At 63.6% G+C, this 17440-nt stretch carries 17 protein-coding genes; 7 read left to right on the top strand and 10 right to left on the bottom strand.

Features of this window, described 5'->3' with window-relative positions; all coding sequences use genetic code 11:
• Positions 1 to 113: 113 nt before the first annotated feature.
• Positions 114 to 359, top strand: coding sequence for a hypothetical protein (locus tag XH92_RS27160; RefSeq protein WP_092125564.1), 246 nt, complete (start codon positions 114 to 116; stop codon positions 357 to 359).
• Positions 360 to 561: 202 nt separating this feature from the next.
• Positions 562 to 2052 carry an IMP dehydrogenase gene (guaB, locus tag XH92_RS27155; protein WP_194454849.1) on the top strand — a complete coding sequence of 497 codons (1491 nt, stop codon included), beginning with the start codon at positions 562 to 564 and terminating at the stop codon, positions 2050 to 2052.
• A 131-nt stretch (positions 2053 to 2183) separates the two neighbouring features.
• Here the strand turns inward: guaB and XH92_RS27150 are convergent, their stop codons facing one another.
• The 6 genes from XH92_RS27150 to XH92_RS27125 all read right to left on the bottom strand — a co-directional run bounded on the left by XH92_RS27150 (position 2184) and on the right by XH92_RS27125 (position 9364).
• Positions 2184 to 3026, bottom strand: coding sequence for an ABC transporter ATP-binding protein (locus tag XH92_RS27150; protein ID WP_194454848.1), 843 nt, complete (start codon positions 3024 to 3026; stop codon positions 2184 to 2186).
• 70 nt (positions 3027 to 3096) lie between these two features.
• Positions 3097 to 4422: an ABC transporter substrate-binding protein gene (locus XH92_RS27145; RefSeq protein WP_194454847.1), complete on the bottom strand. Its 1326-nt coding sequence runs from the start codon at positions 4420 to 4422 to the stop codon at positions 3097 to 3099.
• A gap of 107 nt (positions 4423 to 4529) precedes the next feature.
• The gene (locus tag XH92_RS27140; RefSeq protein ID WP_194454846.1) at positions 4530 to 5657 is read right to left on the bottom strand and encodes a branched-chain amino acid ABC transporter permease; all 1128 of its coding nucleotides are present in this window, start codon (positions 5655 to 5657) and stop codon (positions 4530 to 4532) included.
• A gap of 15 nt (positions 5658 to 5672) precedes the next feature.
• Entirely contained in the window at positions 5673 to 6602 is a 930-nt protein-coding gene (locus XH92_RS27135) for a branched-chain amino acid ABC transporter permease (RefSeq protein ID WP_210345479.1), read from the bottom strand.
• A gap of 9 nt (positions 6603 to 6611) precedes the next feature.
• On the bottom strand, positions 6612 to 7397 hold the full coding sequence (locus XH92_RS27130) for an ABC transporter ATP-binding protein (protein WP_194454845.1): 786 nt from the start codon (positions 7395 to 7397) through the stop codon (positions 6612 to 6614).
• Positions 7394 to 9364, bottom strand: a complete 1971-nt coding sequence (locus XH92_RS27125) for an AMP-binding protein (RefSeq protein WP_194454844.1) — start codon at positions 9362 to 9364, stop codon at positions 7394 to 7396. Before XH92_RS27125 ends, XH92_RS27130 begins: the two co-directional genes overlap by 4 nt.
• A gap of 708 nt (positions 9365 to 10072) precedes the next feature.
• Here XH92_RS27125 and XH92_RS27120 point away from each other — a divergent pair.
• The gene (locus XH92_RS27120) at positions 10073 to 11095 is read left to right on the top strand and encodes an NADP-dependent oxidoreductase (protein WP_194454843.1); all 1023 of its coding nucleotides are present in this window, start codon (positions 10073 to 10075) and stop codon (positions 11093 to 11095) included.
• 197 nt (positions 11096 to 11292) lie between these two features.
• The gene (locus XH92_RS27115; RefSeq protein ID WP_194461438.1) at positions 11293 to 11535 is read left to right on the top strand and encodes a hypothetical protein; all 243 of its coding nucleotides are present in this window, start codon (positions 11293 to 11295) and stop codon (positions 11533 to 11535) included.
• 7 nt (positions 11536 to 11542) lie between these two features.
• Here XH92_RS27115 and XH92_RS27110 read toward each other — a convergent pair whose 3' ends face one another.
• Positions 11543 to 12379 (bottom strand): metallophosphoesterase, encoded by an 837-nt coding sequence (locus tag XH92_RS27110; RefSeq protein ID WP_194454842.1) that lies wholly within the window; start codon positions 12377 to 12379, stop codon positions 11543 to 11545.
• A 345-nt stretch (positions 12380 to 12724) separates the two neighbouring features.
• Here XH92_RS27110 and XH92_RS27105 point away from each other — a divergent pair, with 345 nt between their 5' ends.
• Positions 12725 to 13147 carry an MAPEG family protein gene (locus XH92_RS27105; RefSeq protein ID WP_194454841.1) on the top strand — a complete coding sequence of 141 codons (423 nt, stop codon included), beginning with the start codon at positions 12725 to 12727 and terminating at the stop codon, positions 13145 to 13147.
• A gap of 22 nt (positions 13148 to 13169) precedes the next feature.
• A complete protein-coding gene (locus tag XH92_RS27100; protein ID WP_194454840.1) occupies positions 13170 to 14477 on the top strand; it encodes an RsmB/NOP family class I SAM-dependent RNA methyltransferase in 1308 nt (435 codons plus the stop codon).
• A 100-nt stretch (positions 14478 to 14577) separates the two neighbouring features.
• Here XH92_RS27100 and XH92_RS27095 read toward each other — a convergent pair whose 3' ends face one another.
• Positions 14578 to 15834 (bottom strand): MFS transporter, encoded by a 1257-nt coding sequence (locus tag XH92_RS27095; protein ID WP_210345478.1) that lies wholly within the window; start codon positions 15832 to 15834, stop codon positions 14578 to 14580.
• A gap of 114 nt (positions 15835 to 15948) precedes the next feature.
• Between XH92_RS27095 and XH92_RS27090 the strand changes: the two genes are divergently transcribed.
• Positions 15949 to 16401, top strand: coding sequence for a helix-turn-helix domain-containing protein (locus XH92_RS27090; RefSeq protein ID WP_194454839.1), 453 nt, complete (start codon positions 15949 to 15951; stop codon positions 16399 to 16401).
• A 158-nt stretch (positions 16402 to 16559) separates the two neighbouring features.
• On the opposite strand, the gene XH92_RS27085 is transcribed toward XH92_RS27090, so the two are convergent.
• Positions 16560 to 16892, bottom strand: a complete 333-nt coding sequence (locus XH92_RS27085; protein WP_194454838.1) for a DHCW motif cupin fold protein — start codon at positions 16890 to 16892, stop codon at positions 16560 to 16562.
• 122 nt (positions 16893 to 17014) lie between these two features.
• Complete coding sequence (locus XH92_RS27080) at positions 17015 to 17386, bottom strand: nuclear transport factor 2 family protein (protein ID WP_194454837.1); 372 nt, start codon at positions 17384 to 17386, stop codon at positions 17015 to 17017.
• Positions 17387 to 17440 lie beyond the last annotated feature (54 nt).

Raw genomic sequence — 17440 nt, 5'->3', positions numbered from 1 at the left:
GCGGGCGAGGGGGCCATATCATCCTGCCCTCGGCCACGCTATTGCGGAACCCGGTAAACCACCTAAATCCAGCGTGACACTGCTATGCATCCGCCCGTGTCCAAAGGTTCGCCGTGATTTACGTCCTTGCCGCTCTCTTGCCGCCGATCGGGCTGCTCCTGAACGGACAGCCGTTTTCGGCCATCTTCAACCTGGTCCTGATCGTGTTTTGCGCGATTTTCGGGCTGTTTTTCCACGTCTTGCTGCTGGTGCCGTCGGCCCATGCGGTGATCGCGGTCCACATGAAGCGCGAGGACCGGCGCCATCGCGAGGTGGTCGAGGCGATCCGCCGCCACGGGCCGCCGCAGGGATATCGCTAGGAGGGCTACAGGCCCCCCTGAACAGGCCCGCTAAAAAGCCTGTGCATGGCTGGCAAACACTTTGATTCGTCATGCCGCCATGCTATCGACCAGCGTCAACCCCACCGATGGGCGCCGATTCGACGGTGACGCAGCGAGCGTCGCCGGAGGTTGCGCTCATCCGTAAGACCATCGCGGCTCGGCCGCAGATAAGGAGTTGGCAATGGCCACGGGATTTCCGGCTATCCGCGAAGCTTTCACGTTCGACGATGTGCTTCTGAAGCCCGGTCTGTCCGACGTCCTGCCCTCGGAAGTCGATATCCGCTCGCGCGTCACCCGCGCGATCTCGCTCAACATCCCGATCATGGCGTCCGCGATGGACACCGTCACCGAGGCGCGCATGGCGATCGCGATGGCGCAGGCCGGCGGCCTCGGCGTCATCCATCGCAACTTCGATCCCGACGGGCAGGCCGCGCAGGTGCGGCAGGTCAAGAAGTTCGAATCCGGCATGGTGGTCAATCCGCTCACCATCGGTCCCGACGCCACGCTGTCGGACGCGCTAACGCTGATGAAGGATCACGGCATCTCCGGCATCCCGGTCGTGACCGGTGCGGGCAAGAACGTGCCGGGCAAGCTGGTCGGCATCCTGACCAACCGCGACGTGCGCTTTGCCAGCGATCCCAGGCAGAAGGTCTCGGAGCTGATGACGCACGAGAACCTCGTGACCGTGCGCGAGGGCGTCAGCCAGGACGAGGCCAAGCGGATGCTGCATCAGCACCGCATCGAAAAGCTCCTGGTCGTCGACGACCAGTATCGCTGTGTCGGCTTGATCACCGTCAAGGACATCGAGAAGGCGGTCGCCCATCCGCTCGCGTGCAAGGACGCGCAGGGCCGGCTGCGCGTCGCCGCCGCGACCACGGTCGGCGAGACCGGCTATGAGCGCACCGAGCGGCTGATCGATGCCGGCGTCGACGTCGTCGTGGTCGACACCGCGCACGGTCACTCGCGGCATGTGCTCAATGCCGTCAACCGCATCAAGCGGCTCTCCAACGCCGTGCAGGTCGTGGCGGGCAACGTCGCGACCGAGGGCGGCGCGCAGGCGCTGATCGATGCGGGCGCCGACTGCATCAAGGTCGGCATCGGCCCGGGCTCGATCTGCACCACGCGCATCGTCGCCGGTGTCGGCGTGCCGCAGCTCACCGCGATCATGGATGCGGTGGCGGCGGCGAAGAAGGCCGACGTGCCCGTGATCGCCGACGGCGGCATCAAATATTCCGGCGACCTCGCCAAGGCGCTCGCCGCCGGCGCTGACATCGCGATGGTCGGCTCGCTGCTCGCCGGCACCGACGAGACGCCCGGCGAAGTGTTCCTGTGGCAGGGCCGATCCTACAAGGCCTATCGCGGCATGGGTTCGGTCGGCGCGATGGCGCGCGGCTCGGCCGACCGCTATTTCCAGCAGGACATCAAGGACACGCTGAAGCTGGTCCCTGAAGGCATCGAGGGCCAGGTGCCCTACAAGGGCCCGGTCGGCAACGTGATGCACCAGCTCGCCGGCGGCCTCAGGGCTGCGATGGGCTATGTCGGTGCGAAGGACATCAAGGATTTCCACGACAAGGCCGAGTTCGTCCGCATCACCGGCGCGGGCTTGCGTGAGAGCCACGTCCACGACGTGACCATCACGCGCGAGGCCCCGAACTATCCGGGCGGGGTGTAAGTCCACAACTGTCATTCCGGGATGGCGCGTTGGCACCAGGCCCGGAATCTCGAAATGGCGGGGATTGAGCGGACAATGAGATTCGCGGCGATACCCACCTCAGTCCTCCCCCGCAAGCGGGAGAGGGAGCGCTAGGCGAGCCAGCGCTTGCGTCGCTTGTAGTGCTTCACATCGCGATATGATTTCTGCTTGTCTCCGGCGACGCCAAGGTAGAACTCCTTGACGTCCTCGTTGGCGGCGAGCGCGCGCGCTTCGCCGTCCATCACCACGCGGCCATTTTCGAGAATGTAGCCGTGGCTCGCATATTTGAGCGCCATGTTGGTGTTCTGCTCGGCGAGGAGGAAGGATACGCCTTCCTTGGCGTTGAGATCCTTAACGATTTCGAAAATCTCTTCGACGATCTGCGGCGCGAGGCCCATCGATGGTTCGTCGAGCAGGATCATCTTCGGGCGCGACATCAGCGCGCGCCCGATCACGCACATCTGCTGTTCGCCGCCCGACGTATAGCCGGCGGTGGAGTTGCGTCGCTCTTTGAGGCGGGGGAAATAGGCGTAGACCCGTTCAACGTCCTGCGCGATCGCGAACTTGCCATCGGTCCGCGTAAAGGCGCCGGTCAGGATGTTCTCCTCGACCGTAAGATGGGGGAAGGCTCGCCGGCCCTCCATCACCTGAATGCAGCCGCGTCGCACCACGTCGTTTGGCGACAGCGACTTCACCTCGACGCCGTTGAACAGGATCGAGCCCTTGGTGACCTCGCCGCGCTCTGCGTGCAGCAGATTGGAGATCGCCTTCAGGGTCGTCGTCTTGCCGGCGCCGTTGGCGCCGAGAAGCGCGACAATGCCGCCGCGCGGGACCTCCAGCGAGACGCCCTTCAACACGAGGATGACGTGATCGTAGACAGCCTCGATATTGTTGACCGATAGAATCAGAGCTGCCGCTTCCGTCGCAGCGGCGACCGCCTTGGCGTTTGACACGCGCAGACCTCCAAGCAGTTGCACCTTCCGGGATCCGGGAGCAGCCAAACTGCCCCCGGATCGCGCGGGCTCAGGTTTCCTTCGCGCAATCGCGCGGCTGGATCTTCTTCTCCGCGGCATACTTCGCGGACACATCGGCGACGAGCGGTTCGATGAGCGATTCGTCAGCCGTGTACCAGTCGGAGATCACTTTCCAACCCTTGCCATCCCATTGCTGGACGCGCCCGTAGCGCGCGCCCTCATGGTCGGAGCAGGAAATGCTGACCGGCTTCAACATCCCCTCAAAGCCGAGTTCCTTGATACGATCAGCGGTGAGGATGAGGTTCTCAAGCCCCCAACGGACCTGCTCGCCCGTCAGCGGTTTCTTGCCGAACTTTTCCTGTGCCTTGCGGATTGCCTCCACGCCGAGCATGGCATTCGTCATGCCGCGGTTGTAGAGAATTTCGCCAATTTTGCCAGGTTCTGTCGAACCTTTGCCCTTCGCGTAGAGATATTTCTCTATGTCGGCATGAACGAGAAACTTGCCGGCGCCGTGCTGAAGCATCAGCGATTTGTAGCCGGCGGCCTGATCACCTGCCGGCGTCACATCCGGCTCTGCGCCTGACCACCAGACGCCGATCATCTTGTCGCGCGGATAGGCGACGGCGGCCGCTTCCTTGATTGCCGTGCTGTTCATGACGCCCCAGCCCCAGACCAGGACATAGTCCGGCCGGTTCTGGCGGATCGCCAGCCATTGCGACTTCTGCTCGACGCCCGGATGCGTGACGGGGATGGGCGTGAAGTCGAAGCCGTACTTCTGCGCCAGCACTTGCAGCATCGGAATCGGCTCTTTGCCATAGGGGCTGTCATGGTACAGCAGCGAAATCTTCCTGCCTTTCAGCTTGTCGAAGCCGCCGAGTTCCTTGGCGACGTACTGGATCGCGATATCGGCCGCGGACCAGTAGGTGCCGAGCAATGGAAAATTATAGGCGAACACCGCGCCGTTCTTGGAATCAGCACGGCCGTACCCCATCGTGATGATCGGGATCTTGTCTGTCGCGGTCTTTTCGGTGAGTGCGAAAGTGATGCCGGTCGACAGCGGATTGATGAACGCCGCGCCGGTTGGACCCTTGCTCTTCAGACGCTCGTAACACTCCACGCCCCTATCGGTCGCGTAACCCGTCTCGCATTCCTCGATTAGAATCTTGACGCCGTTGATGCCGCCGTCACGTTCATTGATCAGGTTGTAATAGTCTACAACGCCGTTTGCGTAGGGCGCGCCGTTCACAGCGTACGGTCCGGTCCGGTAGGACAGAATTGGAATGAACTGCTCGTTTTGCGCTGCGGCCGGTGCGCTCAACGCCGCGCCGGCCAGGGCGGCCGCCAGTATCAATACATTGCGTGCAACACTTGCCATATTGATATCCTCCTCGTTTAAAGTCCCTCTTTTCCGTCCGCGTTGCTTCCTTCCTCTCCGTTGTCGGCGGCCGCCATCCGCGTTGCGATCGTGGCGCGATCGCTCCTTCAATAGGGAAACGGCCAAAGTCTGAGCTTCTCCTTGCCGATCGATATCAGCCTGGCGAAGCCATGGGGTTCCTTGATGAGCAGATAGCAGATCAAGGATCCGAAGATGATGAACTGGAGGTGAGTGATCGTTTGCGTCGACAGTGGCAGGCCGAGCTCGGTCGGAATCACATTCAGCATGATCGGCATGATGAGGATGAAAGCCGCCCCGATGAACGAACCCATGATCGATCCGAGCCCGCCGATGATGACCATGAACAGAAGCTCTAGCGAGCGGTCGATCGAGAACGCAAGCGGCTCCCATGAACCGAGGTAGACGAACGCCCAGAGCGCACCCGCCACCCCGATGATGAACGAAGACACCGCGAAGGCCGTGAGCTTTGCATAGAGCGGTCGGATGCCGATCAGCTCGGCGGCGATATCCATGTCGCGGATCGCCATCCACTGCCGGCCGAGATTACCGCGAACGAGATTCTTCGCCAGCACCGCCATCACGGTTACGAAGAGCAGGCACAGCAGGTAGCGCTCGACCGGCGTGCGAACGATCATGCCGAAGAAATCCAGTTCCGGCGCATTCACCGATCCCGACGGGGCGTAGTTGGTGAACCACGGGAGCCGCAGGAACGCCCAATCGAAGAAGAACTGCGCGGCGAGCGTTGCGACCGCCAGGTAGAGACCCTTGATCCGCAGACTGGGAATGCCGAACAGGATTCCGGCACAGGCCGCCATCAACCCGCCCAGCAGGATGGATGCGAGCACGGGCAACGGTGGGATCGCGATCGCGAAACCAAGCCAGGCAAGCGGGATATGAACGCCGGTCGCCAGCTTGTAGGCGGAATAGGCGCCGATCGCCATGAACGCGCCGCTGCCGAGCGAGATCTGGCCGCAATAGCCGACCAGAATGTTTGTTCCGATGGCAGCGAGCGCCAGGATGAGGAAGGGCAGCAGGATGGCCCACAACAGATAGTCGGTGCGGAACGGCCAGATACGGAAACTGGCCAACAGCGGCACGCCGATGAACGCAATCCCGAGCAGAATAGCGAGCGCAATACGATCCTGACGGATCGGGAAGATCGCCATGTCCTCCGCGTAGTTCGTCTTGAACTGGCCGGCTTCGCGATAAAGCACAACGATCTCCTTGCCTCAGATGCGTTCGATGATGCGCTCGCCGAACAGACCCTGTGGCCGCAACAGCAGCACCGCCAACGCCAGTACGTAGGCAAACCAATATTCGATGCCGCCGCCGATCGATGGCCCGAGATAGACCTCTGCGAGCTTCTCACCCGCGCCGACAATGAGCCCGCCGACGATGGCTCCGGGAATGGAGGTGAGGCCGCCGATAATCAGGACGGGCAGAGCCTTGAGCGCGAGAAACGTGATGGAGAACTGCACGCCAAGCTTGGTCCCCCACACGGTCGCGGCGACCAGCGCAACGAGGCCGGCAACGAGCCAGACCACGAACCAGATCCAACTGATTGGAATCCCGATCGAGTGCGCGGCCAAATGATCGTCGGCCACGGCCCTGAGCGCGCGACCGGTCTTGGTACGCTGAAAGAAGACGGCGAGGCCGGCGACCAGGACGCCTGCGATCAATGCGCCCCAGACATCCAGCTTGTTGACCAGAATCCCACCCGGGAACAGGCCTTCAAACAAGAACCAGGCGTCGGTCGGGAACAGCCGCAACGGGTAGACATCCGATCCGAAGATCATCTCCGCGGCGCCTTCGATGACGAATGTCACGCCGATCGTCGACATGAACAGCGTCAGGGCGTCCTGGTTGACGAGAGGCCCGATTACCAACCGCTCGATGAGCCAGGCCGTTGCCGCCATGATCACGGCGGCAAAGCCGATCGCGAGGACGACCGCGACCCAAAGCGGAAGGCCGTTGGCGACCAGGAGGTCGAGGGCGCGAACAAGCGCCAATCCCGCGAGCAAAACCATTGCTCCCTGCGCATAATTGAATACGCCGGATGCCTTGAAGATCAGTACGAAGCCGAGCGCGACCAGCGAATAGAGCACGCCGGACATCAATCCGCCGATAAGGACCTCGAGAAACTGACCCAATGCGATCATGGACGCACCTCAATGCGCGACGCCAAGATATGCGTCGATGACGGCTTGACTCATCTTCACTTCAGCAGGCGTGCCGTCGGCGATCTTGACGCCGTGATCCAGCACCGCGACGCGATCCGACAGATCCATGACCACGGCCATGTCGTGCTCGATCAGGGTGATGGTCGTGCCGTAGTGATTGTTCACATCAATGATGAACCGCGACATGTCCTCCTTCTCCTCGAGGTTCATGCCTGCCATCGGCTCGTCGAGGAGAAGAAGGTCCGGCTCCATCGCGAGAGCGCGACCGAGTTCGACACGCTTCTGCAAGCCGTATGGCAAACGCCCGACCGGTACCTTGCGGATTGTCTCGATTTCGAGAAAGTCGATGATCTCCTCGACCTTGCGCCGATGCTCGACCTCCTCCGCGAGAGCAGGGCCATAGCGCAGCGCCTGCCACAACAGCCCGCGGCGCACCTTCAAGGTGCGCCCCGTCATGATGTTGTCGAGCGCGCTCATGCCCTTGAACAGGGCGACATTCTGAAAAGTACGCGCGATGCCGCCGCGCGCCGCCTCGAAAGGCTGCATTTTGGCCCGGGTGCGTCCCTTGAAGGTGATGGCACCATGGTTTGGATGATAGAAACCGTTGACGACGTTCAGCATCGAGGTCTTGCCGGCGCCGTTGGGGCCTATGATGGCTCGAATTTCGCCTTTTCTGACGTTGAACGAAACGTCTCGCAGCGCCTTGACGCCGCCGAAGGCCAGCGCCACGCCCTCGACCTCCAGCAGGATTTCGTTGGTGTCCGGCGCTCTCATGCTGCCCTTCCGAGCGATTCTGCCGGAGCGATGACTTGCATGTCGCGAACCTTGACCTGTGCCGCGATCTTGCCCTTCCGGCCATCCTCAAAAGTCACTTCCGTGGAAATGTCGGCCTCGTGCGCTCCGTTGTAGAGGGCGGTGACCAATGGCGCATAGCGTTCGGCAATGAAGCGGCGGCGCACCTTCTGCGTGCGGGTCAGTTCGCCGTCATCCGCGTCGAGCTCCTTGTGCAGAATGAGGAAGCGGCGAATCTGGGCGCCCGCAAGCTGCTTTTCCGCGGCCAGGGAGCGGTTCACTGCGGCAACGTCTTTGGCGACCATGTCGTAGACCAGCGGATGCCCGGCAAGCTCGTGATAGGATCCGTAGGCGACGTTGTTGCGTTCGGCCCAATTCGCGACCGCGACGGGGTCGATGTTGAGCATCGCGCAGACGAACTCCCTGGAGTCGCCGAACGTGATCGCTTCCTTGATATTGGGGTAGAACTTCAGCTTGTTCTCGAGGTACTTGGGGGCAAACATCGTGCCGTCAGCCAATCGACCGACGTCCTTCGCACGATCGATGACCTTCAAATGCCCGGTCTTCTCGTCGAAAAAGCCCGCATCGCCGGTCCTGACGTATCCGTCCGATGTCATGGCTTCCGCGGTCTTTGCCTGGTCCTTGAAATATCCGAGGAACATGCCGGGCGAGCGGAACTGCACTTCGCCCGATTCCGCAATGCGGATATCGACGTTGGGCGCCGGCGGACCAACCGTATCCGAGTAGATCTCGCCATCGGGCTGGCAGGTTACATAGAGGAACGCTTCGGTCTGGCCGTAGAGCTGTTTCAGGTTCAGGCCGATCGAGCGGTAGAACGCGAACAGATCCGGACCGATAGCTTCGCCTCCAGTGTAGGCGACGCGCACCTGGGACAGGCCAAGAACGTTCTTGAGGGGCTCGTAGACCAGCCAGCGGCCGAGCGCATAGATCAATCGGCCTGACAGCGGCACCGGGCGTCCCGTCAGGACTTGCTCGCCATACCGCTGCGCGACGTCGAGAAAGTAGCTGAACAATCGCCGCTTGATCGGTGCGGCGTCCTCCATCCGGACCATCAGCCGTGTCAACATGGCCTCGAAAATTCGTGGCGGAGCCAGATAGAAGGTTGGTCCGATCTCATGCCGATCCTGCTCGATCGTGTCGCTGCTTTCCGGACACGCCATGCAGTATCCGGCCACCAGGCCCTGCACATAGCTGACATAGTGATCGCCCGCCCAGGCCAGCGGCAGATAGGCGAGCACCACGTCCTTGTCGGTCAGTCTGTCGAACCGCGTGGTGTCGATTGCAGCATCGATGCAGTTTCGCGCCGACAGCATGACGCCCTTCGGCGCACCGGTCGTTCCGGACGTGTAGAGGATGACCGCGATGTCCGAACCGTTGCCCGCCCGAATGGATTCATCGATCCGTTCGCCAAGCTTTGGCTCGGCCGCAAGCGCGGTGCGGCCGTCCTCGATGATATCGCCGATAGCGATCAGTCGACTGCGGTCGTAGCCGTCAAGCCCGCGCGGCTCGTCGTAGACAATCTTGTCGAGTTGCGGCAGCCGGTCGGACACGGACAAGACCTTGTCGACCTGCTCCTGGTCCTGCGCCGCGACCAGCTTCGCGTCGGCATGAGCGAGAACAAAGGCAAGCTCATCCGCCACGGCATCCGAATAGACCGGAACGGGAATGGCGCGCAGCACCTGCGCTGCCATCATGGTCCAGTAAAGCTTCGGCCGATTTGAGCCGACTACGGCGACCGTGTCGCCTTGGCGCAAGCCAAGGCGATGCAAGCCCACAGCGTAGGCACGTATGATCTCGGCAACTTGAGCCCAGGTCCAGCTCTGCCAGATGCCAAGATCCTTGTGCCGAAACGCTGGCCGCGTGCCAAACTGCGCGCTGTTTCGCAGCAGCAATTTGGGAAACGTGTCATACGATCCGCCGCCGGCCATGTCGGTCTCGATCCAAAAACCGGAGCGTTGGTTCGCTCCTGTTATGGTGATGCCTGTCCCTTTTTTGGGTAACAGCCATGCGAGTGCCGCATGCTCCGAGACTACAGCGAATCGAAAGTCCGACAAGTGCCAGATTGATAGATCGCGTTCCAGCGCGGACGCGGGACGGGGGATGGTCTACCGGGTGCCGGTCGTCCGAAGGTGAATCCGGCCGCCAAACCAAAGACCTTGCGGTGCGAAGAAGCTGGTCGGCTCCTCAAGAGGTAATCCCAATGGTTTGGGAGGCCTCACATACGTCGGCCGGCTCCACGGAGCGGACCGACGTCCTCGCCACTTAGCTTTCGAGGGGAGGCGACAAACCGATCGCCCACTGCGCGGCGGCGCTCGTCGCGACCCATGGACGGCTGCTACGCGTTAGCTCCGTCGCGCCGGATGCCGAGGTCGGTTCGGGAGAATCGAGCATGGCCGCTTCGTTCGCTGGTGGCATGCCTTGATCGACTTGCCGACACCAGATTCCGGGGGCGGTCCTGCGGACCGCCCCGGGACGACGGCGCCGTTTCGAGCACCTTTGCTTGCGAAATGACGGGCATCATTTCAAACACCGTTTCAAACAAGCGCGCGCGAAACAGCAAATCCATCTCCCTTGCGGGGAGCTGGATTGCATGACTACGTGTGCGCCACGAACCAATCACCCCAAGAGGAAAAATCATGTCCCAAGGAAAGCGCATCGTTCTCGCCTCGCGCCCGCACGGCGAGCCCACGCCGGCCAATTTCAGGCTCGAGGACTACACGCCGCCGACGCCGGGCGCCGGCGAGGTGCTGCTGCGCACCATCTGGCTGTCGCTCGATCCCTATATGCGCGGCCGCATGGCCGACGGTCCGTCCTATGCCGCACCGGTGCCGGTCGGCGGCGTGATGGAAGGCGGTACGGTGAGCGAGGTGATCGCGTCCAACAATCCCGCCTTTGCCAAGGGCGATATCGTGCTGTCGCGCGCGGGCTGGCAGACCCATGCGCTGTCCGACGGTAAGGGCCTCGCCAAGATCGATCCGAAGATCGCGCCGATCTCGACCGCAGTCGGTGTGCTCGGCATGCCCGGCATGACCGCCTATACCGGCCTGCTCGAGATCGGCAAGCCGCAGGCGGGCGAGACGGTGGTGGTTGCCGCGGCGTCCGGCGCGGTCGGCTCGGCGGTCGGCCAGATCGCCAAGATCAAGGGCGCGCGGGCGATCGGCATCGCCGGCGGCAAGGACAAATGCGCCTACGTCAAGAACGAGCTCGGCTTCGACGAGTGCCTCGACCATCGCGATCCCAATCTTGCGGCGAAGCTCAAGGAAGCCTGCCCGAAGGGCATCGATGTCTATTTCGAGAATGTCGGCGGCGCGGTGTTCGACGCGGTGTTTCCGCTGCTCAACGCATTCGCGCGCATCCCGGTCTGCGGCCTGATCGCGCACTATAACGACACCGAAGCGCATGCCCCGAAATGGGCCGGCGCGATGATGCGCAACATCCTGACCAAGCGGCTGACCTTCCGCGGCTTCATCGTCAGCGATTTCGCCGCCATGCATGGCGACTTCCTGCGCGACATGTCGCAGTGGGTGCGCGAGGGCAAGGTCAAGTACAAGGAGTTCGTGACCGAGGGCCTCGACAGCGCGCCGGAGGCCTTCATGGGCCTGCTGAAGGGCGCCAATTTCGGCAAGCAGCTGGTCCGGATCGGGCCGGACAAGGCGTGAGGGATAGCGTTTTCGAGCGAAGTGGGCACCGGTTCGCGTGAAGAAAACGCATCAGAACGGGGCTTTCCAGCTCCCATTCCGCGCAACAAAGTATCAAAAACGCCACAATGGCGGGGTTTTGGGGGCTATTCGGCCCCCATTTGCTTGACGGGGACCGGCGGCAGTTGATTCAATATGGCTATATTTCAGGTGTAGCCATGATTTTTGAAGCTATTGTTGTCGGGGTCATTCTGCTCGCCGTCGGCTATTGGGCGACGATGTTCGTCATGGGCCGCCGCGACGACGTCTTGCATGGAAAATTCGTCGAGGAGCAGCCGGCTGCCGAGCCGGTCCGCTTCGTGCCGCGCGTGCAGCCCGCGCCGGCGCAGCCGAACAAGGACTCGCTGCAAGCGCTGCTCACGGTCATCAAGCGGGACCTGCACGACGCGGCGCGGAGCTAGGTTCGGCTCAGGCCGGCTGCTTGCCGAGCAGCATGTCCAGGTCGACATCGACCTGACCCTTGGCCCTGACGTGGCGAACCTCGAAGCTGTCCGGCTGGAAGCGGTACTCGACGAGGCCAACTTCCTTGATGCCGATCACTTCCTGCCGCGCATCTGAAATGATGAAGCCGGCCGAGGGCGCCCAGACGTGTCTGACATGCTCGAACGTGTAGTCGCGGCGCTGGTGCACGTGGCCGCTGCCGACCAGGCGCCAATCGACCTTACCGAACATCTCGATCAGGCGCCGCCGCGCTGGCTGCGGCACGTAGCGGATCGCGGTCTCGACGCGTTCGGCATCGTAGGGTACGTCGAGATAGAGCGGCTTGTGCAGGAACAGCGCGACCGGCCTGCCGACCGTCTTGTCGAGCACGCCTGCGAGCCAGTCGAATTGCGCGGCCTCGCTGTCGAGACCGGTGTTCATGATCAGCGAATTGAGGCCGATGAAGCACCAGCCGGCGGCGTCGAAATGCCAGCGATCCTCGCCGAGCACCGAGGTAAAGGCGCGGCGCGTCTCTTCGGTCGGCAGTTGCGCCGGAACCGGACCGACCGCGGTCGGATTGTCGCCGATGTCGTGATTGCCCGGTAAATAGAGGCAATCGACCGGCAGCGCGTTGTGCAGCTCCTTGGCGAACACCAGATCGTCGCGGCTGGTCGGCCCGTCGAACGCGACGTCGCCGGAGTTGAGCACGAGATCGGGACGCGTCGCGTCGATGTGCTCGCTGACGCGATGAAAGTTGTCGACCAGCGGCTTGAAGCGGCGCGCGAGGTGGGTATCGGAGATCTGGGTCAGGCGAAACTGGGGCATGCATCGATCCTTTCGGCCGAACTATAGCGTCGGCGCGAAGTCGGAACGATGACGATTTCGCCGCGTTCTTCGCTGCTCTGTTTGATGCGGCGTTTGAAGTCTTGTTTGACTCCGGCGCTTTCGCGCGAGCGCTAGATCGCCAGCTACTGCATCGAGCGGGCGGGCGGGACAGGCGGGCTGACGCGGCTTCCGAGCAGCCAGGTGACTGAAACCGTCATTGTTCCCAGGAGTTGGTCAGCCGGGCTCGGACGATGGTTCAACGGGTTACCGCGTACGCTTCATTGTCAGGGGCGGCCGTGGCGGCTAAGAGGGCGGCCGGGCGCCCGTGGCGGAGGGAGATTCTTGATGTCGGTTCAAATGGTTCTATTGCCGGTCTTCGTCCAGATTGGGCTCACCTTCGCGCTCCTGTTCGGGATGGCGACGCTGCGCACGCGGACCCTGGCGAGCGGCGAGACCAAGATGGCCGATATCGCGTTGCGCCAGCCGAACTGGCCGGAGCGCGCCACCCAGCTCGGCAATTGCTTCGCCAACCAGTTCGAGCTGCCGGTGCTGTTCTATGTCCTGATCGCCATTGCGCTGCCGATCCGCCATGCCGATCTGTTCATCGTGCTGATGTCCTGGGTGTTCGTGGTGACGCGGTTCGCCCATGCCGGCGTCTTCGTCACCTCCAACGACGTGCGGCCGCGCTCGCTCGCCTGGTTCGCCGGCGTGCTGGTGCTGGCGGCGATGTGGCTGTATTTCGCGCTCAGGATCCTGCTGCTGATCTGATGCGCCCAACCGAAAGAGATCAATGACCCCTGCTGCCCGGCTTTCCGCCGCGATCGAGCTGATCGCCACTATCGATGCACAGCGCATTCCTGCGGCCAAGGCGCTGAAGGAATGGGGCACTGCGCACCGCTATGCCGGCTCCGGCGATCGCGCCGCGATCTCCGGCCTGATCTGGGATGTGCTGCGCCGGCAGTCCTCCGCGGCCTATCTGATGGACGATGCCAGCGCCCGGTCGCGGGTGCTCGGCATGCTCAAGCTCGAGCGCGGCATGGACATCCCGACGATCTCGGCGCTGTGCGACGGCGGCCGCTTTGCGCCGGATCCGCTCACCGCGACTGAAGAGGCTGCATTGGCTTCGCGTTCGCTCAAGGCCGCGCCGGCGCATGTCGCGGGCGACTATCCGGACTGGCTCGACCCGTATCTGGCGAAAGTGTTCGGCGACGACCGCGCCGCGGAGGCGACCGCGATGGCGAGCCGCGCGCCGCTCGATCTGCGCGTCAACACGCTGCGCGGCAAGCGCGAGAAGGTGCTGCCGCGGTTGTCGCATCTCGGTGCGAAGGAAACGCCGTGGTCGCCGCTCGGCCTGCGCATCGAGCTCGGCGCCGACGCGCGCAATCCCGGCATCCACGCCGAGGAGGATTTCATCAAGGGCGCCATCGAAGTCCAGGACGAGGGCTCGCAGCTCGCCGCGCTGTTCTCGGCGGCGAAGCCCGGCGAGCAGGTAATCGACCTCTGCGCCGGCGCCGGGGGCAAGACGCTCGCGATAGCGGCGATGATGCAAGGCAAGGGCCGGCTGATCGCGACCGACAGCGACAAGCGCCAGCTCGCGCCGATCCATGAGCGGCTGTCGCGCGCCGGCGTGCACAATTGCGACGTGCGTACGCCGCGCGGCGAGGAGGACGTGCTGTCCGACATCAAGGCCTCCGCCGATCTCGTGCTGATCGACGCGCCGTGCACCGGCACCGGCACCTGGCGGCGCAATCCCGACGCCAAATGGCGGATGCGCCCGGGCGCGCTCGAGGTGCGGCTGAAGGATCAGGCCGAGGTACTGGAGCGCGCCGCGCCGCTGGTGAAGTCCGGCGGCCGCATCGCCTACATCACCTGCTCGGTGCTGGCGGAGGAGAATGGCGAGCAGGTCAGGGCTTTCGTCGCGCGGCACCCGGAATTCTCCGTGCAGCCGCCGGAGCAGACCGCATCGGTGCTGTGGGACAAGGCGGAAGCCTTTGCCGAAGCCGCGCTGCAATCGCCAGAGGGCCTGCTGATGACGCCGCGCCGCACCGGCACAGATGGATTCTTCGTCAGCATCCTCAAGCGGCGACCGTCATCCTGAGGTGCACGCCGAGCGCTGCGCCAGCAGTGCTCGGTGGGCCTCGAAGGATGGGATGGAGCCGGGCCGTCGACCCTTCGAGACGCGCGCAACAGCGCGCTCCTCAGGGTGACGGGACAGTGCAAACGCTCTGTGGCACCGGCGTCTTGCTCACCGCAATGACCCAGTACAATAGCGCGACGCCACTGATCGCAGCGCCCAACACGCAGACGCCGAGCCAGCCCGCGGCGGCATAGGCCATCGTCGAAGCGATCGCGCCGAGCCCGCTGCCGATCGAATAGAACACCATGTAGACGCCGATCAGGCGGCTCGACGCCTCCGGGCGCGCGGCGACGATCAGGCTCTGGTTCGTGACGTGGACGGCCTGCACCGCGAAATCGATCATGAGAACGCCGGCGAGCACCAGCCACAGCGACGTGTGCAGGCAGGCGATCGGCGCCCAGCCGGCGAGCATCAGCAGCAGCGACAATCCGGTGGTGCGCTGGCCCCAGCCGCGATCGGCGAGGCGGCCGGAATTGCGCGCCGCCAGCGCGCCGGCGAGGCCGGCAATGCCGAGCATGCCGATCGCGGTGTGCGACAGCGACAGCGGCGGCGCCGCGAGCGGCAGCACGACCGAGCTCCAGAACGCGCTGAAGCTCGCGAACACCAGCAGCGCGAACACGGCGCGCTCGCGCAACACCGGCTCCTCGGCGAACAGCGCGGTCGTCGAGCGCAACAGCCTTGCATAGGATGATCCGGTCAGCGCCCGCGGCGGCTGCCGCGGCAGCACATAGGCGAGCAGCGCGGCCATCGCCAGCATCAGCACGGCCGAGGTCAGGTAGACCATGCGCCATCCGCCGATATCGGCTAGCGTACCCGAGGCAAAGCGGGCGAGCAGGATGCCCGACACGACGCCGCTTTGAATGGTGCCGATGGTCTGTCCGCGCTCGGCCGGCGCAGCCGATGTCGCGGCGAAGGCGACGATCACCTGGATGACCACGGCGAGCAGCCCGACCAGCGCCATTCCGAAAAAGAGCACGGCCGCGTTCGGCGCGGTGCCGACCACGACGAGCGCCGCCGCGGACAGCATGATCTGGCCGACGATCAGCTTGCGGCGGTCCCAGAGGTCGCCGAGCGGTACGATCAGCATCAGGCCGAAGGCGAGGCCGACCTGGGTCAGCGTCACCACGATGCCGATCGCGGCAAGGGTGATGCCGAGATCCTGCGCCATGGTGTCGAGCAGCGGCTGGGCCGAATAGATGTTGGCGACGCTGAGCCCGCAGGCGACCGCAAACAGCAGCACGATCGCGGGTGAAAGCCGCCCCGTAGCCATGTCGCCCGGCTTTGCCGGTTCCGCCGTCGTCGCATCCTGGGTGCTCATCATCGCCTCCGCTGCAAATCCAATCTAGTCTCATAAAGAGACCAGTTGCACCCGATGCTGTCTAGTCCTATTTTAATACCAGTTCGGAATCGTGATCGAGGGAGATGGACCGCGATGAAGCGGACTGCATTCGCCAGGGCGGAATGCCCGGTGGCGCGCGCGCTGGATGCGATCGGCGACTGGTGGTCGCTCTTGATCGTGCGCGACGCGTTCGATGGCCTGCGCCGGTTCGGCGACTTCCAGAAGAACCTCGGCATCGCCAAGGGCATGCTGACGGCGCGGCTGCGCAAGCTGGTCGAGCTAGGCGTGCTCGAGCAGGTCGCGGCGTCCGACGGCAGCGCCTACCTCGAATATGCGCTGACCAAGCGGGGACACGACCTGTTCCCGATCGTGGTCTCCTTAAGGCAATGGGGCGAGGCGCATCTCTATGCGCGCGGCGAGGCGCATTCGGTGCTGCTGGACAAGGCCGGGCAGGCGGTCGGCCAACTCGTGCTGCCCTCGAAGAGCGGCAAGCCGCTGAGCTGGGCGGAGACCAGGGTGAGGAAGGTGGTCGGGCGGAGGCGGTGAGGGTGTACGCGATAGTCTGCTATATCCTCTAGCACTGGCGTCATCCTGAGGTGCGAGCGAAGCGAGCCTCGAAGGATGGGGATGGAGCCGGGCTGTCGCCCTTCGAGACGGTCGCTTCGCGACCTCCTCAGGGTGACGGGAGAGAGTGAGGTATCGTCTCAATCCACAATGAACAGTGTCGCGCCGGTCGTGGTCGACGAACGGTGCGCGGCGTCGCCGAAATCGGAGACCTGGTAGCTCATACCCGGCTTCAGCGTGAATTTGCGGCCGTCGCGCAGCTCGGTGTCGAGCTCGCCCGCGACGACATAGAGCACATGGCCGCGATCGCACCAGTGATCGGCGAGGTAGCCCGGCGAGTATTCGACCATCCGCACCCTGAGCTCGCCGATGTTGAGCGTGCGCCACAGCGCTTGCCCGCTCTCGCCGCGATGCACGGTGGGCGAGACATGGCTCCAGTCGGTGACGGTGAAGGGCAGGGGCGGGATTTTCATTGGGTGTGATCCTGATCCGGATGCCGGTGCGTAGGGTGGGTTAGCGTTAGCGTAACCCACCATCTTTCGCCGTGTGACTCGGCGGGTTACGCCTGCGGCTAACCCACCCTACGATTTTCGTTTCACCCAACCAGATGGTTCGCCGAACCTTGCCTGATCTTGCCCTGATCATCGAGCCGCAGATACTCGCAGATCTTCTTGCCGCGTTCGTTCTGGTAGAACACGACGACGCTGTCGGGCGAGACATAGAGGTCGATCAGCTCGAAATGCAGCTCGGGCAGTTTCGCCAGCGCGGCGCTCCAATAGGCCCGCAGCTGCGCCTTGCCGCGCACCGTGCCTGACGCGCCGAAGCCGAACGCCGGGATCCGGTCCGAGGTCATCTCGGTATCCTCGGCATACATCGCGAGCACCCGCTCGAGGTCGCGAGCGTTCCACGCGGCGATCCAGTCGCGGCCGAGCGCGGTGAGGCGGGACGGGTCGTGGAAATCTGGCATTGGTTTCCTCCCATTGGTTATGGCCAAATTAGGTCAATAATACTGACCTATATC

This window comes from Bradyrhizobium sp. CCBAU 53421, from assembly GCF_015291625.1.
Taxonomy (GTDB): Bacteria; Pseudomonadota; Alphaproteobacteria; order Rhizobiales; family Xanthobacteraceae; genus Bradyrhizobium.
The sequence above is the reverse complement of the archived record's forward strand: the minus strand, read 5'-3'. Positions and strand labels throughout refer to the sequence as shown.

What these genes read in the sequence shown, in the direction of transcription:
- guaB (WP_194454849.1), top strand. Translation starts at nt 562, where the DNA reads ATGGCCACGGGATTTCCGGCTATCCGCGAAGCTTTCACGTTCGACGAT.
- XH92_RS27145 (WP_194454847.1), bottom strand. Translation starts at nt 4,422, where the DNA reads ATGGCAAGTGTTGCACGCAATGTATTGATACTGGCGGCCGCCCTGGCC.
- XH92_RS27135 (WP_210345479.1), bottom strand. Translation starts at nt 6,602, where the DNA reads ATGATCGCATTGGGTCAGTTTCTCGAGGTCCTTATCGGCGGATTGATG.
- XH92_RS27130 (WP_194454845.1), bottom strand. Translation starts at nt 7,397, where the DNA reads ATGAGAGCGCCGGACACCAACGAAATCCTGCTGGAGGTCGAGGGCGTG.
- XH92_RS27125 (WP_194454844.1), bottom strand. Translation starts at nt 9,364, where the DNA reads ATGGCCGGCGGCGGATCGTATGACACGTTTCCCAAATTGCTGCTGCGA.
- XH92_RS27120 (WP_194454843.1), top strand. Translation starts at nt 10,073, where the DNA reads ATGTCCCAAGGAAAGCGCATCGTTCTCGCCTCGCGCCCGCACGGCGAG.
- XH92_RS27115 (WP_194461438.1), top strand. Translation starts at nt 11,293, where the DNA reads ATGATTTTTGAAGCTATTGTTGTCGGGGTCATTCTGCTCGCCGTCGGC.
- XH92_RS27110 (WP_194454842.1), bottom strand. Translation starts at nt 12,379, where the DNA reads ATGCCCCAGTTTCGCCTGACCCAGATCTCCGATACCCACCTCGCGCGC.
- XH92_RS27105 (WP_194454841.1), top strand. Translation starts at nt 12,725, where the DNA reads ATGTCGGTTCAAATGGTTCTATTGCCGGTCTTCGTCCAGATTGGGCTC.
- XH92_RS27100 (WP_194454840.1), top strand. Translation starts at nt 13,170, where the DNA reads ATGACCCCTGCTGCCCGGCTTTCCGCCGCGATCGAGCTGATCGCCACT.
- XH92_RS27095 (WP_210345478.1), bottom strand. Translation starts at nt 15,834, where the DNA reads ATGAGCACCCAGGATGCGACGACGGCGGAACCGGCAAAGCCGGGCGAC.
- XH92_RS27090 (WP_194454839.1), top strand. Translation starts at nt 15,949, where the DNA reads ATGAAGCGGACTGCATTCGCCAGGGCGGAATGCCCGGTGGCGCGCGCG.
- XH92_RS27085 (WP_194454838.1), bottom strand. Translation starts at nt 16,892, where the DNA reads ATGAAAATCCCGCCCCTGCCCTTCACCGTCACCGACTGGAGCCATGTC.
- XH92_RS27080 (WP_194454837.1), bottom strand. Translation starts at nt 17,386, where the DNA reads ATGCCAGATTTCCACGACCCGTCCCGCCTCACCGCGCTCGGCCGCGAC.